The following is a 16,611-nucleotide window of genomic DNA, read 5'->3' on the forward strand; positions in this document are numbered from 1 at the left end:
GTTATCCCGAGATTAATGGGCCAGAACCCCAGCGTTCCGCGACGAAGGACCTACTCAAGATATTTCTTTCTAGCGACGTTAGCGGAAACGTAGGACGATACCGGGCAACGCATTAGCTTGGATCGGTGCTCAGAACGCCCCGGCGCATATAAATCCACAAAACAAGGGGGAAACGCACAATTTCTGCACGTTCCGCCTCTTATGCGGGTTTGATGAGTTTTTCAATTAAAAGAAGACATTCAGCTAAGGAGATCGTACTTACCATGACCGTTCGCTCTGGCCGGGAGTTTCTAGCCATCCCAGGACCTACAACGATACCCGACGAGGTGCTAAGGGCTATGCATCGGCCGGCCCTCGATATTTATTCAAAGGAAATGATTGACCTTACTGATGGACTTTTGCGCGATCTATCGATGTTGTTCGCGACCACGGGCAGATCCTACATCTACATCGCCAACGGTCATGGCGCCTGGGAAGCGGTACTGTCGAACGTGCTGTCGCGCGGCGATAAAGTACTTGTTTTAGAGAGTGGCAGCTTTGCGCTCGGGTGGGGCAATGCCGCACGCGCCATGGGCGCCGAGGTTGAAGTACTGAAAGGGGATTGGTCCCGCGCCGTTCGCGCCAGCGAAGTTGAGGCCCACTTGCGCGCTGACAAGAACCACGCGATCAAGGCTGTTCTCGTCGTACAAGTTGATACCGCATCGGGTGTGGTGAACGACATCAAGGCGATTGGCCAAGCGATCCGCGCCGCTCAACATCCCTCGCTGTTCCTAGTTGATGCCGTGGCTTCGCTTGGCTGCATGCCATTCGAGATGGATAAATGGGGCGTTGATGTAGCGCTGTCGGGTTCTCAAAAAGGTCTGATGACGCCACCAGGGCTTGCCTTCGTTGCTGTCGGCGAAGGCGCGCGTGCCGTACATAAGACGTCCAACATGCGAGCCCCTTACTGGGACTGGACCGAGCGAGACGGTGTTGAACATTACTGCAGATATGCTGGGACACCGCCAATACACCTTCTCTTTGCATTGAGGCAAGCATTCGATCTCCTCCTTGCGGAGGGGTTGTTAAACGTTTTCCGTCGGCATCAGCTTCTCGCCGAGGCCGTAAGGCGCGCGGTGACGGTATGGAGCGAGGGTAAGGCGCTCGGCTTCAACATTGATGATGCCTGTGAGCGATCCAATGTGGTTACGACCGTGTTAGTTGGCGATGAATATGACCCGACGAAATTGCAGCGTTACAGTAGCGAGAAGTGCGGCGTGATACTCGGCATCGGCATTAATAAACTTCAGGGCAAAGCATTCCGGATCGCTCATATGGGCCACGTTAATGCGCCGATGATTCTTGGCACACTGGGCGTGGTTGAGACTGCTCTCAAAGCTCTGCAAATCCCCCATGGCAAAGGGGGGACGGAAGCCGCTATTACTTATCTCAGCGAAAATGTCAGTTCCTAGAAGCAATCGCCAATCTCCTGGGAGTTCTTGTTAGAATCTCGATCCGGGCCGGGAGAGTGTTGGCTTGCACGAGAACGTACCGTACGTGTCAATCGGGTTGCCGCGCGCCTCTTCCTTAAGTATGGAAGTAAAGAAATTTTTGCCCTCAGCCAACCACAACGATCATAAGGCAACTATGCGCCTAGATCTTAAGATGATGACCTCACTAGACTAGGCGTCTAAAGATGTTGATTATCGAGTCCGAGGGGCTCAATGCGTGCCGGTACTGCGCACCGGTTCGAGATGACTGCAAGAGCAGCCACACGTGATCGCAGGAAAACTTCGCCATCCCGGCTCTTGCGCAGACTTGCCGCTTTCAATGCACGAACGTTGGAAGAATGCGGCGTAGAAGGTTGGTAGCATCGTCATGAGAGTCTAGCGCAGCTGAGCTAGACTATCATGACTGACTCAATAACTTTTCCATAGCCGTCGGCCACAAGTGCGCGCAGGATCCCGGATAACTAAAGCCCTGGCGACTTGCTGATGTACTTCAACGGTGGTGAGCAATAACAAGGGGTCTAATCAATGAACGGCGCGGAAAGCCTAGTTCGAACACTGGTCGCTGGCGGAGTGGACACGTGCTTTGCAAATCCTGGGACGTCCGAGATGCACTTCGTCGCGGCACTAGACCACACGGAAGGCATGCGCTGTGTGTTGGTTCTTTTCGAAGGAATAGCGACTGGCGCTGCCGACGGTTATGCCCGCATGGCCGACAAGCCGGCCGCCACTCTCTTGCATCTCGGGCCCGGTTTGGCCAACGGTCTCGCCAACATGCACAATGCCGGCAAGGCGTTTTCACCAATGATTAACATTGTCGGAGATCACGCAACCTATCATCGCAACTTTGATGCACCGCTTACTTCCGATATTGCAGGCGCGGCGAAGCCATTCTCTGCCTGGGTCCGCACTTCGGGGAATGCAAAAAGCGTTGCGGCCGATGGTGTGGCGGCAATCGCGGCAGCAGGAACTCCGCCGGGGCAGGTGGCAACTCTAATTCTTCCGGCCGACACAGCTTGGAGTGAGGCCGAAGGTCCAGCTTTGATTTCGGAGCCACTAGAACGAAAGCAAGTCTCTCAAAAGTGCGTCAGCGACGCTGTTCGGGCGCTAAGTTCTGGAAAGCCGACAATGCTGCTGCTTGGGGGGCTGGCGTTGCGAGAGCGCGGTCTAGAGTTGGCGGGGCGCATCGGTGCCAAGACCGGAGCGAAAATCATGGCACAGACTTTTGTAGGCCGGCTTGATCGCGGTGCCGGCCGTGTGCCTATCGAGCGCCTTCCCTATGCGATCGACCAGGCCCGCGCCACTCTTGCGGGTCTGGAGCACATTATTCTCGTAGGTACCCGCGTGCCAGTAGCCTTCTTCGCCTATCCCAACAAGCCGAGCCTTCTGGCATCAGAGGGCACTGAACTGCTGACGCTTGCGCGCACTGAAGACGACATATTGGATGCGCTCGAGAGGCTCGCGGACGAGTTAGGAGCTCTCTCTGTACCGACTCAAGCAGCTCAACTAGCGCCGCCGTCCTTGGCCGGGGGAGCTATCTGTGATGCGGCGCTATCGCAGTCACTGGGTGCGCTGATTCCGGAAAACGCGATTGTCGTCGAGGAAGCGCTCTCGACAGGGGCCGGCTTCTTCGCGGCAACGTGGAACTCCCAACCTCACACTTGGCTCCAGAATATGGGCGGGTCGATCGGGCTTGGAATGCCAATGGCGACGGGGGCCGCCATCGCGTGTCCCACCCGACCGGTACTCAACCTTCAGGCAGATGGTAGCGCGATGTACTCGATCCAGTCACTATGGACTCAGGCTCGCGAAGGACTCAATATCACGACGGTGCTCTTCAATAACAAGGCCTACGCCTGCCTGCGACAAGAACTGGCCAACGTTGGTGCGCAAAACGTCGGGCGCAAGGCTCTGGATATGCTCGATCTCAGTCGTCCTGACATAGATTTCGTAGGATTGGCAAGGGCTATGGGCGTGCCGGGCGCAAAGGTGACAACCATGGAACAGTTCAATGTCGAGGTGGCACGGGGGCTTAGAACATCGGGACCATATTTGGTTGAAGTGATGATATAGTGCTGTCATGAAGCTTTCTAAGCTGAAGGATAGATTGCTGAATAGCATCAGGGACCTCCGTTGCCCAAGCACTGACGAGCAGCAAACTGATACCTGACTGGCTGGATGCGAAACCTCCCTGGCGGCAGTGACGACCTTGAGGGCTCGAGGCAAAGCGTCTGGAGTCGGGCGGCTTGAAGCGGGTGTTGCTGCGCATGGGCTTGGCGGCCAGGCGGCCCCCCATTGTACTGTTGAGGGAACCCTTCAAGAGTCTTGGACCGAGACTTTCCACACGCCGACCTAGACGGATTACCTTCGCCTGAACGACCGATTCACTCTAGCCGACAAGGACCTGCACGATTGCCTTCGAGCTCTGCATGCGGGAAGGAGCCTCCCAGTTAAAACTTTCACTTGAGCGACAGACCGGTTCGCAAAGCGGTCTATATTGTGCCCTTTGTCGCTCGCATTTAACGTGGGCTACTCATGGCGGGACAGGAAAATTGGAGCACATCGGCACTTTTGAGGCGGAGCAGCTTTCCACGCGGTCGCCCAACTGCGTCTTCCGTGCCGCAGCGTCGAAATCCGGATAGATGTGCATTATCGTGCAGTGTTCCTGCGGGTTCGGGCCCGTCTTTGCAGACCTCGTGCGTCGAACGCCGGTTATATCTGCAGTTGCTTCTACTGGGGTGTAGGTTTGAAGAAAAGGAATCTGAGATGACCCGAAGGAACACGCCCGTGGCCTAACTTGAGGCAACGGCAACGAGGCTATGGCGCTAGGTCGTACAGATGAACGGTGAGCGGCGCCACCGATCGCTCTGGCTGGGGTTTCTACATGGGACGGGATGGTCGGCATTCAAGACGTGTTCGTCGAGGAGGTGGTGGCTTTCCTGCTGAAGAAATACAGGATATCGGCTGCGCATACGGCAGAAAAGGGTGGGGCGCTGCTGGGGTGAAGCCGAGAGACAAGCCATGCCCATCAGCTCCGCCTGTAGATTATCGAATGTGCCTCTGCGGGAGGCGCATGTGCACAGACCTAACGACAAGACGCAGCGACGAGATTGCCGCGCGGTCCCTCAAAGGGCCGTTCAGCGGTCGGAGTGCGGTGCCGGTGGGCAGGAATCAAGGCGAGGAGGATATCCATGCGTGAGTACTTGAAATTCTATATCGACGGTCAATGGGTCGACCCAGTCGAGGTAAAGACGCTCGATGTCATCAACCCGGCGACTGAAGAAGTTTGCGGCCACATTTCACTTGGCTCCGCCGCCGACGTTGACAAGGCGGTTGAGGCTGCGAAGAAGGCGTTCGAGAGTTGGTCGCTGACCAGCCGTGAGGACCGCATCGACGTCCTGCAGCGGATCGTCGCCGAATACGAGAAGCGGTTCGGCGACCTCGCCACTGCTGTGACCGAAGAGATGGGCGCGCCTGCGTCTTTCGCCTTGAGCGCCCAGGTGCCGTCTGGCTTGGCACTTCTCGCAAGTGCTGCCGAGATCCTTAAGGACTTCAAGTTTGAGGAAGACCGTGGGCAGACGATTGTCATGAAGGAGCCGATCGGTGTTTGCGGCTTCATTACCCCCTGGAATTGGCCGCTCAACCAGATCGCCTGCAAGGTGGCGCCGGCTATCGCAACCGGATGCACAATGGTGCTGAAACCGTCGGAAGTGTCGCCATTTTCAGGGCACATCTTTGCGGAGATCATGCATGCTGCTGGGGTGCCGGCAGGTGTGTTCAACTTGGTGCACGGCGATGGTCCCAACGTGGGCGTGGCGCTCTCAGTCCATCCGGATATAGACATGATTTCCTTCACTGGCTCAACTCGCGCTGGCATTGAGGTGGCGAAGAACTCCGCCCCCAGCGTCAAGCGGGTCCACCAAGAACTCGGGGGCAAGAGCCCCAACATCATCCTTGACGACGATAAATTCGTCGAAAGCGTGGCGCGCGGCGTTCGGTATGTGATGAGCAACTCAGGACAGACCTGCAGCGCACCCACCCGTATGCTCGTCCCGCACAAGAGGATGGCCGAGGCGATAGCTGTCGCAAGGGAGGCCGCCGAGCAGATCACGGTGGGTGACCCCAATGGCAACACCATGCTCGGGCCGGTTGTCTCAGGGCTCCAGTGGAACAAGATTCAAAGCCTAATTCAAAAGGGGATCTATGAGGGTGCGACGCTGGTCTGCGGCGGTACAGGCCGCCCCCAAGGCTTGGAGAAGGGCTACTACGTCAAGCCGACCGTTTTTGGAAACGTCGCAAACGATATGACTATTGCTCGTGAGGAAATCTTCGGTCCAGTGCTCTCGATCTTGGGTTACGAGAGTCTCGACCAAGCGATCAAGATCGGCAATGACACGGAGTACGGGCTCGCCGGTTTCGTGAACGGCGCAGATCTCGAGATGGCGCGCAAGATTGCCCGCCAGATCCGGGCGGGCTATGTTTCGATCAACGGCGGCTATGACGCGAATGCCCCATTTGGCGGCTACAAAAAGAGCGGCAACGGCCGTGAATGCGGCGACTACGCCTTCCATGAGTACTTGGAGATAAAGGCGATCCATGATTACGGGCCGGGCGACATGACCTGATCTAATCTTTGCGGTAGGGCGCCGAAGGCGACTTCATTGCGCAGGCGAAGGCATTTGGCGACGAAATGGTGACAGGCAGAATCGACGGTGCATGGGTCGAGAGCATACGCAACGGGTGGGGATGGCTGCCCGCCTTACGGCTAGATTCCTACCGCCTTAGAGCTGAAACAGAAATCTGCCAAGGAGTTGGGCTCAGATGAACGACCTCAGTCGCTCCGCTTGCGATCCATCTCTACTTTCTGCAGCCGTTCTTGGGCAAGACATCGCTGCCGAGAGACTGTCGCGCGCGGTGCGCTGCCGGCCGATCCGATGCCGACGCTCAGGCGGGGCGTGCGGTCTTCGTCTGGGCCGCAAGCCGGCAGCTGAGCGCGGTGGTGTGGCCGACCATGTATTGGAGGTCTACGCCTGCTCGCTCGATGCCTTGGCTGGACTCGGCGCCGATATCATAGAAATCGTTCCTTTTCATGGACTGCTCAAATTTAAGTGCGGTCTTACTGGAGAGCCTGCCCGAGACCTTAAGCAGTCGAGCCTACCAGGAGGCTCGGTTTTTTACTTCGCTAATATAGCAGCAATGGAGCTAAGACGATGACTATTCCTAAGGGCCCACAGGTATTTCCGCGGACAGAGTACCTGCGCAGACTTGACGCGGTGAAATCAGAAATGCGGCAGCGGAACGTCGAAGCGCTTGTGGTGACCTTCGACCGCAACATCAACTATCTTACTGGCTACACCGCGAGGTCGGCCTATGTTCCACAGGGACTCGTTGTATCGATAAAGAACGAGGAGCCGACGCTTATCCTGCGGCGCCAGGATGCGCCGGCAGGTTTTCACCTAACCTTTCTGGAGCGGAGTAGCATTATTGGATATCCGGAAGCGCTGATCGGCAACACAGAGAAGGACGGATACGACGCTGTCATCGATTTTCTACTTGAAGCCGACCTCGTCAATGACGGCATAGGACTCGAGTTGGGTCAATTGCCTGCGCGATCAGCAGAGAAGTTCCGAACGCGGATACCGCAGGCAAGCATCGTTGATTGCACCCATGTCGTGACCTGGATTCGAACCGTCAAGTCCGACTATGAAGTCGCCCTCATGCGGGAGGCGGCCGCTATTGCCGACGCAGGTATAGTCCGTGCGTCGGAGGTCATCCGTCCGGGCGTGCACGAGTCGGACGCGATTGCTGAGATCATTAAAACCCTTGCGCAAGGCGCGAATGGCAAGCACGGCACCGGGATTGCTAATATCTATATGTGCTCGTCACCACGTACGGGTACGTGTCACATTAATTGGAGCGATGATACGTTCAGGCAAGGTTCGCAAATCAACCTGGAACTGGGCGGGGTGCGTCATACCTACACGGCTGGGCTCATGCGCACCTTTACAATTGGGAAGCCCTCTGACCGGCTGAGTCGACTACATGAAGCCGAGGTGGCTGGTCTGGAGGCTGCCTTGGAGAAGGTTCGGCCAGGAGCAACTTGTAGCGACGTGGCCGAGGCGTTCAATCGTACGCTTGAGAGGCATGGTTTCCAGAAAGACTCCAGGTGCGGCTATGGCATCGGCATTGACTGGAACGAAGCGGTGACTAGCCTCAAGGAAGGGGACGTGACGGTGCTCAGGCCCAACATGACCTTCCATCTGATGCTGGGAAACTGGATCGACGAGGATTTCGGCTACGTGCTCAGTGAGACTTTTCGGGTGGCCGAGTCAGGCGTCGAGGTACTGACGAAGGTACCCCGTAAGATTTTCGAGCTCTAATGATCTTCACGAAACTGGCCTGCGTGCCGAAAAAGCTGACGATTATCTTGGGTCGGCGCTGCAGGCGCCGACCTCGCGGCGCGCCAGAGGCGGAGATCGGCGACGGATACGGGCAGCGCATTCTCCATGGCGTATTTGACGAACGCATTGCACTGCTTCTCCGGGCGTAGGTCGCCGCATAATCCTGGACGGTATCCGACGATCTCGCCCCGTTCTTCTGTTCAACGAAGGCCTGATGATTCTTGCGATATGGCCGACAACGGATAAATTCAATCTTATTGTCCAAACAATATTCTTGAACGCTATGAAGTCGTTGTCCGTGTCAAACCCGAGGAGCGGAAATGGCAGCAACTTGCGCAGCTCAGTCAGCGCCGCAATCAACACCGTTTGCTCGCGGACCAGGAGCGGCCGCGCATTCCGTCTAACCCCTGGCAATATCGGTCACCACCAAGGTTTGCGAGAAGGCGCCTTTCGCGTATGGGCCGGAATGAGAAACCAGATTAGCCTCGACAAAACCGCGTGTGGGGTCAAGAGCGCGCCCGCAAGCCAGTTCACAGGTCAGCCAAACCGTGTCCAACTCTGCCGCGTTACGCGCAGACTGGCCTTTTGTGAAATTATCTTGGTGCCTTCAAACCAGAGCTATCCAATTCAGCTTGAAATGGCTTTTGCACGGGAATTTGATCTGAAAATCTACAAAATCGTCTTTGAGGAAGTCCTGCGCAAAACGCGAATGATTGAAGGATAAAAGCCTATCGGGTGCGTATTCAGCTCAAAACGGATCGCTCGTCGGTCCTAGTCTATCCCTTGACTAAGGAGACGCGAGCCGCACATGAAGGTGGTGCCCCATCCGCACTTAAAGAGACCAAGCCGCCGAGTTGCGCAGTGTCGCGAGTGGCCGGATAACCCTTTGGTCGGGCGCGTCATGAGCCCACTTGGTACCGATTTCCTTCGACGGGTGGAAGCCATCCTGGCGAAGGGGGCAAGCAACTTTGTCCGAATATTATGGAGCCTAAACATGTCCGTTTAGGAATATGCCGCTTAAGAGGTGACGTTGATGACTATCAAGATTGAAGAGATTAGCGAAAAGGACAGAGCATCTGTCCTGCATCCGTTCACGCAACTGAAGGATTTCGCAAGCGGCAAACTTGGTGAGCCGACGATCGTTGAGACAGGGAAGGGGATCCGCATTCAGGATGCCCACGGCAATCAGCTGATCGACGGCTTCGCCGGCCTTTATTGCGTGAATGTTGGTTATGGCCGCACTGAAGTCGCCGATGCGATCTCGCGCCAGGCTCACCGTCTGGCCTACTACCACTCGTACGCCGCTCATACGACGGATGAGCTCGCCATCCTTTCTGATCGCCTCGTGAAAATGGCGCCAGGCAAGATGAGCAAGGTCTTCTACGGCATGTCCGGTTCGGACGCCAATGAGACCCAGGCCAAGCTCGTCTGGTACTACAACAATTTGCGAGGCAAGCCGAACAAGAAGAAGATCATCTCGCGCGAGCGTGGCTACCACGGCTGCAGCGTCGTCTCAGGCTCCATGACGGGGATGAGCTTCTATCACGACCATATGGACCTGCCGTTATCGCAGATTGTTCATACCGGCGTTCCCCATCATTACTGGGGCGCTAATCCAGGTGAAACTGAACATGAATTTTCATCACGCCGCGCGACTGAACTTGAGCAGTTGATCGAGCGCCTTGGTCCGGACAATGTCGGCGCTTTCATTGCCGAGCCGGTTCTTGGCACGGGCGGCATCACCCCTCCGCCGGAAGGCTATTGGGAAGCGATCCAGGCGGTGCTCAGGAAGCATGACGTTCTGCTGATCGCCGACGAAGTGATCACCGGCTTCGGCCGCACAGGCTCGATGTTCGGATCTGAGCGTTACGGTATCGAACCGGATCTGATCACGGTCGCGAAAGGCCTTACCTCGGCATACTTCCCGCTGTCGGCCGCCATCATCGGCCAGAAGGTCTTTGAGGTTATGGCGGAAGGTGCTGACCGGGTCGGAGCATTTTCCCACGGCTACACCTATTCCGGCCATCCGATTGGCGCCGCCGCGGCAAATGCCGTCCTCGATATCGTCGAGAAGGAGAACTTGCCGGGAAATGCCCGCGAGGTCGGTGCCTATTTCCAGACGCAACTTAAGGAGAAGTTCGCGCAACTGCCAATCGTTGGCGAGGTGCGCGGCGTCGGGCTGATGGGTGCAATCGAGTTCGTTGGTGACCGCGATAGCAAGAAGCGTTTCGATCCGTCGCTCAAGGTAGGAGCCCGTGTCTCGAAGGCTGCGCGCGATCGTGGACTGATTGCCCGGGCAATGCCGCATGGCGACATTCTCGGCTTTGCTCCCCCGCTTGTCACGACGAAGGCCGAAGTTGATGAAATTGTATCCATCGCCGAAAGTGCGGTTCGCTCCGTCATCGATGAACTTGTGCGCGATGGCCATAAAGCCTGAGTGCTCAGCGGTCAACTGGACCCCGGCCGCACCCAAATGTTCTCTTTGCTTTCCATAACGACAAGCGGGGCCGAACCGAAGGAAGGAGGCGCGCCTAAGAGGGGCGCCTTTCTTGAACAACACGTAGCCGCTGCACACCTGACGGCGCAGAAACGAACTAAGAGGAAGCTTCTGAATGACCGCTGCCAAACTCCACGTCGACAAGGGGCCGGACGCCATGTCCGTGTTTAGTCCATATGACGGGTCTCTCGTTGGCTCAGTCGATGTGACCGACGCAGCCCAGATCAACGAACTTATCGCACGCGGCCGTCGCGGCGCCGTGCTATCGCGCAATCTTCCAAGACACCGTCGTTCAAGTATACTCGAAACGGCAGCTCAGATTATCGAAAGCCGCCACGATGCATTTGCAAGGATGATCGTGTTCGAAGCGGGGAAGACAATAGTGCAGGCCCGAAAGGAGGTGCTTCGCTGCATCAACACGCTGAAGCTGTCGGCAGAGGAATCAAAGCGCAACGCTGGTGAGGTCGTGCCCTTCGATTCCTTTGCGGGATCGGAAATGCGTCAGGGTTGGTTCACGCGCGAACCGCTTGGCATTATCACCGCAATCACACCTTACAACGATCCCCTGAACCTTGTGGCCCACAAGCTCGGCCCCGCGATTGCTGGTGGCAATGCTGTGTTGCTGAAGCCTTCGAAGCTGACACCCTTTTCGGCGATCAATCTTGTGGATGTATTTCTGGAGGCCGGCCTACCTCCGGAGATTATTACGATCGTGCATGGTGGAAGGGAGCTAGTCACGGCTCTGGTGTCTGCAAGCGACGTTCGGATGGTGTCTTTCACCGGCGGATTTGCGACGGGAGAGGCAATCAGCCGGTCAGCCGGGCTCAAGAAGCTCGCAATGGAGCTCGGCGGCAACGCTCCAGTCATCGTAATGAACGACTGCGATTTTGACAAAGCGGTAGATGGTTGCGTTTCTGGCGCCTATTGGGCTGCTGGCCAGAATTGCATAGGCGCCCAGCGCATCCTAGTGCAAGCCGAGCTCTACGATCGTTTTCGCGATGCCTTTGTCGACGCGACCAAGAAGCTGAAGGCCGGGGATCCGTCTCGCGAAGATACCCACGTCGGTCCAATGATCTCGAAACAGGCGGCGGAGGGAACCGAAGCGGCGGTCAATGAAGCCATCGTGGCTGGTGCAAGGATATTGTGCGGACATCGTCGTGAAGGATCTCTGTATCATCCGACGGTGCTCGAGGGAACGCCACCCACCTGCCGTCTCTGGCACGAGGAGGCGTTTGCACCTGTGGTCATGCTCGCCCCGTTCGATACGCTCGACGAGGCGATCGTGATGGCCAATGATCCCGAATACAGCCTACATGCGGGCATTTTTACTAACAATCTGGCTTATGCGCTTGAGGCGGCAGGCAAGATCGATGCCGGCGGCGTGATGATCAACGATTCCTCTGATTACCGGTTTGATGCCATGCCCTTCGGAGGCTTCAAATACGGCAGCATGGGAAGGGAAGGGGTCCGTTTCGCCTATGAGGAGATGACTCAACCCAAGGTGGTTTGCATTAATCGCGGGTAAAAATCATGACTGCACCTGGCGCTACTTTACGCGACTCTGCAGGAACCGCACGCCACGCTAGAAGAAGAGACACCAAGTGTATCAAAAAGAGAGCGAGACACCAGAACTTCCAGAGCGCGAGAGCATGGAGTTTGATGTCGTCATAGTTGGAGGAGGGCCGGCTGGTCTATCTGCTGCGATCAAGCTCAAGCAGATCAATCCGGAATGTTCGGTTGTGGTCCTGGAAAAGGGCGGCGAAGTCGGTGCGCACATCCTTTCGGGCGCCGTGGTCGACCCGATCGGCGTCGACAAGCTCCTGCCCGGCTGGCGCGACGAGGAAGGACATCCCTTCAAGACGCCAGTTACGGCCGATCATTTTCTGGTTCTCGGACATTCCGGCTCGGTGCGTCTCCCGAATTTCGCCATGCCGCCCTTGATGAACAATCATGGCAATTTCATCGTCTCGCTCGGCAATGTCTGCCGCTGGCTCGGCACCAAGGCAGAAGAGCTGGGCGTAGAAATCTACCCGGGCTTTGCCGGCTCCGAAGTGCTTTACGACGACAACGGCGCTGTTATCGGCGTTGCCACCGGTGACATGGGTATCGAGAAGGATGGCAGTCCCGGATCAGCCTACACGCGGGGCATGGCGCTGCTTGGAAAGTATATCCTGATCGCGGAAGGCGCGCGTGGTTCGCTCGCCAAGCAATTGATCGACAAATTCAAGCTCGATGAAGGTAAGGAGCCGGCGAAATTCGGTATCGGATTGAAGGAATTGTGGCAGATCGATCCGGCAAAGCACAAGCTGGGCCTCGTGCAGCATTCGTTCGGCTGGCCGCTGGACATGAAGACGGGCGGAGGGTCATTCCTCTACCACCTCGAGGACAACACGGTCGCTGTCGGCTTCGTCATGCACCTCAACTACAAGAATCCTTACCTTGCGCCATTCGAGGAGTTCCAGCGCTTCAAGACCCATCCGTCCATTCGTGGCGCCTTCGAGGGCGGCAAGCGCCTCGGCTATGGTGCGCGCGCGATCACTGAAGGCGGTTGGCAGTCGGTACCGAAGCTGTCCTTCCCCGGAGGCGCGCTGCTCGGCTGCTCGGCCGGCTTCGTCAATGTGCCGCGTATCAAGGGTTCGCACAATGCCATGCTCTCCGGCATGCTGGCCGCCGAACATGTGGCGGAAGCGATCGCCGCCGGGCGTGCCAATGACGAGCTCATTGCCTACGAGAATGCCTGGCGCTCAAGTGAGATCGGCAAGGATTTGAAGCGTGTGCGTAACGTCAAGCCTATGTGGTCGAAGCTAGGCACAATCGGTGGGGTCATGCTTGGCGGCCTCGATATGTGGCTCAACACGGTCTTTGGCGGCTGGTCGCCCTTCGGCACGTGGAAACATGGCAAGTCCGATGCGGCCTCACTCGAACCTGCGAGCAAATACGCTCCAATCGCCTATCCAAAGCCCGATGGTGTCCTGACCTTCGACCGCCTGTCCTCGGTATTTCTGTCGAACACCAATCATGAGGAAAACGAGCCGGTTCACCTGATTGTCAAAGATATGGACCTGCAGAAAAGCTCTGAACTCGAAATCTACGCGGGACCGTCGGCACGTTACTGCCCGGCCGGTGTCTATGAGTGGGTCGAGGAGGCAACCGGGCCGAAGTTCGTGATCAACGCGCAGAACTGCGTCCACTGCAAGACATGCGATATCAAGGACCCCAATCAGAACATTAACTGGGTGCCACCACAGGGCGGCGAAGGACCGGTCTATCAGAATATGTGAGTGGATCGGGCAAGCAAACCGTTCAAATGCGGATAATACGCTGAGGCGATCATAGCTGGCACGAGCTAAACCTTCGAATTCTGATGGTGGCATCAATGTTGATGACGAAGAAGAAGAATTATCTCGATGTGGCGGTGGCAGTAGCTTGAGACGCGATCTTCCGACAGCGTCGGGAGCCTTGAACGGACCAGGCCGATTTGGACCTGATCCACGCATCTCCCTAAAGGTCCGCGGCGTGCAAAAGCCCACAACTTATGACACACGATTTCACTTGATCGCACGGTTGAACTTCGTTGCCGAAACCTCTTGCATTCCCGTCGACGGACAGTTGCCGACGTCATCGGGAATCACCTGAGGGTTTCACCGAATAGTCCGGTTACTCATGAGGCATTGCAGGAATAAATGGCCGAACTCGACGATCACTCTGCGATCTATGACCGGCGGACACGCGAGATCCGCCTCACCAGCGAGCAGTGCCTGCGGCTTAGAATGATCGAGGGTAAGGGTCCCGTGACTCCAACCGCCTTGATCGCCGCCGTCGGCTATAAAATCTGCTTCAAAAACGACCGTCAGCTAGCGGGCTGGCTCGCCTAAACCGAAACAACGATCGAGTGAAGGGCGGGCCCGCCCTGACTCAAGGGCGAACAGGTTTTTAGACCACAGATCCTCGCGCCGCAGGAATTGCCACAGGTATTGCGTGTTCCTTGCCCCCGTGCGGGGAACTCCCTTTAATCTGTGCAATGATAGATGTGGTTTCTCGTCGATCGTTCCACGATGAGCACCCGGCACGGCGCCCGGACACGCTTGCGATGGCCGCCCATCGTGCCCGGCGCGAAACGATACGATGCGACCACTTAACTGCCGACGGCACGGCAATACCTAACCGTACCGCCACAGCCGCCAGCTCGCGCCAGCTTCGATCAACGACGCAGGCGGCACAATCGACCCCGCCACGCCTGCGACATTTTCATTTGGCATCGCGGCGCGTACAGGACTTGCGAAATGAATAATTGTGGCTACATGGCAGGAGACCGCAGCGTTGTTTGCATGCCTCTTCGCGCGAAAAACGGCGGCAGTTTGCGAACTCCGATACGCGAGCGTTGCAGGCATCTTGCAGCGCACTTTAGACCTGCGAAGCTTCGCCAAGGCTTACACTTCGCGCCCTCTCTTTTTCGGGGCAACGCAACATCAATTTCGGTGGCGCTGATCCTCGGGGAAAAAGCCAATTTCAGCGAATGTATGTCCGCTCTCAGCGGAAGAAAACCGCACAGCTCCTGCGCCCTACTTCTGCGAAACATACGGCACCGGTGTAGAAGACCTGCGGGCAGTTCCAGCCGGGCGCTCGACCAAGATCAACTTTCGCGGGGGCGTTCTTTGATTGCTCAGTTTCTCGAGCTCCTGGTCCAGCTGCTTATCAGCTGCAGTCAGGCGATGATGAAGGCGTTGGTAGTCCGTCCATGTCGGGGTGCGGTAGATTTCCAGCCACCGTGACGGCGCCTGAACATCGCGTGTGAGTGTCCATTGCCGGGCGCCAACCCGCGTTTGAATGAGGCGGCGGTCTCGCATAATGTCGAGAAAGACATCGGCATTTTCCTCCGGTATCGAATATTCTGTCGTAACGAGGATAGGTCCGCTTCTCGGCTTCAGATCGAGGGAAACATCGGGTGCGCTAAAGCTGCCTGAGGGCTCAAGTTCCGAGTCAGACCGATTGCTGATCGGTAGTTTCAGGCCCAGCGCGGCAACCAGAAGCGTCGCTCCCGCGGAGCCCGCCAATGCTACCGTCAGCGAATAGTTTTCCGCTACCACGCCCCATAGCCAGCTGCCGCCAGCGATACCGCCATACGTAAAGGCGTTATAGACAGAGATGGTCCGACCAACCACCCACCGCGGGCTTGCAAGCTGCACATTGACGCCCAGTCCCGACCAAGCGGTGACCCAGCCGGCGCCACCAATAGAGAGTGAGAGTGCCGCGACGGCAAGGGAAGAGGCAAGGGCAAGTGAGAACGCACATGCAGCACATCCAACGCTTGCAATGACGAGCATGCGTTCCTGGCTGAAGGTTCGCCGGAGGTGCGGATTGGCGAGCCCCGCCAAAAGTGCGCCGGCGCCGAAGCCCGCCATCAAGATGCCGTAGCCGACCGGACCGACCTTCAACTCGTCACGCGCAACGAGGGGGAGAAGCGCCAAAATGGAGGCGCTCGCGAGCCCGAACAAAGTCCCGCGCATGATCGTCGATTTGATCTCCGAGGATATGGCCGTGAAGCGTAGGCCGTCATAGATGGCTGTCATCAGCGCTTCGCGGGGAAGGGTTGATTGTTGCACCTTCCAATTATTTCGCCATAAAGCAGTGAGAGGGGCCACAAATCCAAAGGTCGTGAGCGCGAATGTAACCAGAGGCCCGAAAGCGGCGACGATAATACCACCAAGGGCTGGGCCGATACTGCGGACCGTGTTGAATCCGACATTGAGAAGTGTGACCGCGGCCGGGAGATGGCGACGCTCCAGCATATCGCCAAGGGACGCACGCCAGGATGGGTCGCTGAGGGCGATACCGCAACCATCCAAAAAGCTGAAAGCGAGGATTAACCACGGATTAGTGATGCCAAGCGCCATGAGGATCGTCAGTATCGCGGAGGCCGCCATCATGAGGCTTCGACCAATAATCATGACCATGCGCCGGTTGTAGTTATCGGCAATTGCCCCAACGAAGATCGCCAGAAAGAACGCGGGCAAGGTCGACGCTGCCTGAACCAGGGCAACCATCGTGTCCGACGTGGAGATCGTGACCATCAGCCAGCTGAGCGCCACGGTCTGCATTAACCACCCTAGGCTCGATAGCTGCGACGCGAAGAAAATGGAACGGAAGGTAGGATTCTTCAGGGGGGCAAAAAGCGCCATATCTTCTGTGGCCGCGTTGGGCATCTGGTTTACTCGTTTCTTCGTTT

10 protein-coding genes and 1 pseudogene are annotated in these 16,611 nt (G+C 57.1%); 8 read left to right on the forward strand and 3 right to left on the reverse strand.

The window, feature by feature from the left end; translation table 11 throughout:
• Window positions 1-263 precede the first annotated feature (263 nt).
• The 3 genes from LB462_RS14595 (at window position 264) to LB462_RS14605 (ending at window position 6,112) form a co-directional block, all read left to right on the forward strand.
• Window positions 264-1,451, forward strand: a complete 1,188-nt coding sequence (locus LB462_RS14595) for a pyridoxal-phosphate-dependent aminotransferase family protein (protein WP_224509305.1) — start codon at window positions 264-266, stop codon at window positions 1,449-1,451.
• Window positions 1,452-2,015: 564 nt separating this feature from the next.
• A complete protein-coding gene (locus tag LB462_RS14600; RefSeq protein WP_224509044.1) occupies window positions 2,016-3,560 on the forward strand; it encodes an acetolactate synthase large subunit in 1,545 nt (514 codons plus the stop codon).
• A gap of 1,118 nt (window positions 3,561-4,678) precedes the next feature.
• A complete protein-coding gene (locus LB462_RS14605) occupies window positions 4,679-6,112 on the forward strand; it encodes an aldehyde dehydrogenase family protein (protein ID WP_224509046.1) in 1,434 nt (477 codons plus the stop codon).
• A gap of 319 nt (window positions 6,113-6,431) precedes the next feature.
• On the opposite strand, the gene LB462_RS14610 is transcribed toward LB462_RS14605, so the two are convergent.
• Window positions 6,432-6,578 (reverse strand): hypothetical protein, encoded by a 147-nt coding sequence (locus tag LB462_RS14610; protein ID WP_224509048.1) that lies wholly within the window; start codon window positions 6,576-6,578, stop codon window positions 6,432-6,434.
• 119 nt (window positions 6,579-6,697) lie between these two features.
• On the opposite strand from LB462_RS14610, the gene LB462_RS14615 reads away from it, so the two are divergent.
• Window positions 6,698-7,867, forward strand: a complete 1,170-nt coding sequence (locus LB462_RS14615; protein ID WP_224509051.1) for a M24 family metallopeptidase — start codon at window positions 6,698-6,700, stop codon at window positions 7,865-7,867.
• A 205-nt stretch (window positions 7,868-8,072) separates the two neighbouring features.
• On the opposite strand, the pseudogene LB462_RS14620 reads toward LB462_RS14615, so the two are convergent.
• A pseudogene (locus LB462_RS14620) lies at window positions 8,073-8,396 on the reverse strand (transposase); the annotation flags it as partial.
• Window positions 8,397-8,921: 525 nt separating this feature from the next.
• Between LB462_RS14620 and LB462_RS14625 the strand changes: the two are divergent.
• The 4 genes from LB462_RS14625 (at window position 8,922) to LB462_RS14640 (ending at window position 14,260) form a co-directional block, all read left to right on the forward strand.
• A complete protein-coding gene (locus tag LB462_RS14625) occupies window positions 8,922-10,325 on the forward strand; it encodes an aspartate aminotransferase family protein (protein ID WP_224509052.1) in 1,404 nt (467 codons plus the stop codon).
• 175 nt (window positions 10,326-10,500) lie between these two features.
• Entirely contained in the window at window positions 10,501-11,910 is a 1,410-nt protein-coding gene (locus LB462_RS14630; protein WP_224509054.1) for an aldehyde dehydrogenase family protein, read from the forward strand.
• Window positions 11,911-12,034: 124 nt separating this feature from the next.
• Window positions 12,035-13,666, forward strand: a complete 1,632-nt coding sequence (locus tag LB462_RS14635; RefSeq protein WP_224509310.1) for an electron transfer flavoprotein-ubiquinone oxidoreductase — start codon at window positions 12,035-12,037, stop codon at window positions 13,664-13,666.
• Window positions 13,667-14,068: 402 nt separating this feature from the next.
• Window positions 14,069-14,260 carry a hypothetical protein gene (locus LB462_RS14640; RefSeq protein ID WP_224509056.1) on the forward strand — a complete coding sequence of 64 codons (192 nt, stop codon included), beginning with the start codon at window positions 14,069-14,071 and terminating at the stop codon, window positions 14,258-14,260.
• Between the two features lie 687 nt (window positions 14,261-14,947).
• Here LB462_RS14640 and LB462_RS14645 read toward each other — a convergent pair.
• Entirely contained in the window at window positions 14,948-16,588 is a 1,641-nt protein-coding gene (locus tag LB462_RS14645; RefSeq protein ID WP_224509058.1) for an MFS transporter, read from the reverse strand.
• Window positions 16,589-16,611: the final 23 nt, after the last annotated feature.

The sequence above is a fragment of the Phyllobacterium chamaecytisi genome, assembly GCF_020164455.1.
Classification (GTDB): domain Bacteria; phylum Pseudomonadota; class Alphaproteobacteria; order Rhizobiales; family Rhizobiaceae; genus Phyllobacterium; species Phyllobacterium chamaecytisi.

Bases quoted from the DNA above. Each gene is read 5' to 3' on its own strand.
- LB462_RS14595 (WP_224509305.1), top strand. From the start codon at position 264: ATGACCGTTCGCTCTGGCCGGGAGTTTCTAGCCATCCCAGGACCTACA.
- LB462_RS14600 (WP_224509044.1), top strand. From the start codon at position 2,016: ATGAACGGCGCGGAAAGCCTAGTTCGAACACTGGTCGCTGGCGGAGTG.
- LB462_RS14605 (WP_224509046.1), top strand. From the start codon at position 4,679: ATGCGTGAGTACTTGAAATTCTATATCGACGGTCAATGGGTCGACCCA.
- LB462_RS14610 (WP_224509048.1), bottom strand. From the start codon at position 6,578: ATGAAAAGGAACGATTTCTATGATATCGGCGCCGAGTCCAGCCAAGGC.
- LB462_RS14615 (WP_224509051.1), top strand. From the start codon at position 6,698: ATGACTATTCCTAAGGGCCCACAGGTATTTCCGCGGACAGAGTACCTG.
- LB462_RS14625 (WP_224509052.1), top strand. From the start codon at position 8,922: ATGACTATCAAGATTGAAGAGATTAGCGAAAAGGACAGAGCATCTGTC.
- LB462_RS14630 (WP_224509054.1), top strand. From the start codon at position 10,501: ATGACCGCTGCCAAACTCCACGTCGACAAGGGGCCGGACGCCATGTCC.
- LB462_RS14635 (WP_224509310.1), top strand. From the start codon at position 12,035: ATGGAGTTTGATGTCGTCATAGTTGGAGGAGGGCCGGCTGGTCTATCT.
- LB462_RS14640 (WP_224509056.1), top strand. From the start codon at position 14,069: ATGGCCGAACTCGACGATCACTCTGCGATCTATGACCGGCGGACACGC.
- LB462_RS14645 (WP_224509058.1), bottom strand. From the start codon at position 16,588: ATGCCCAACGCGGCCACAGAAGATATGGCGCTTTTTGCCCCCCTGAAG.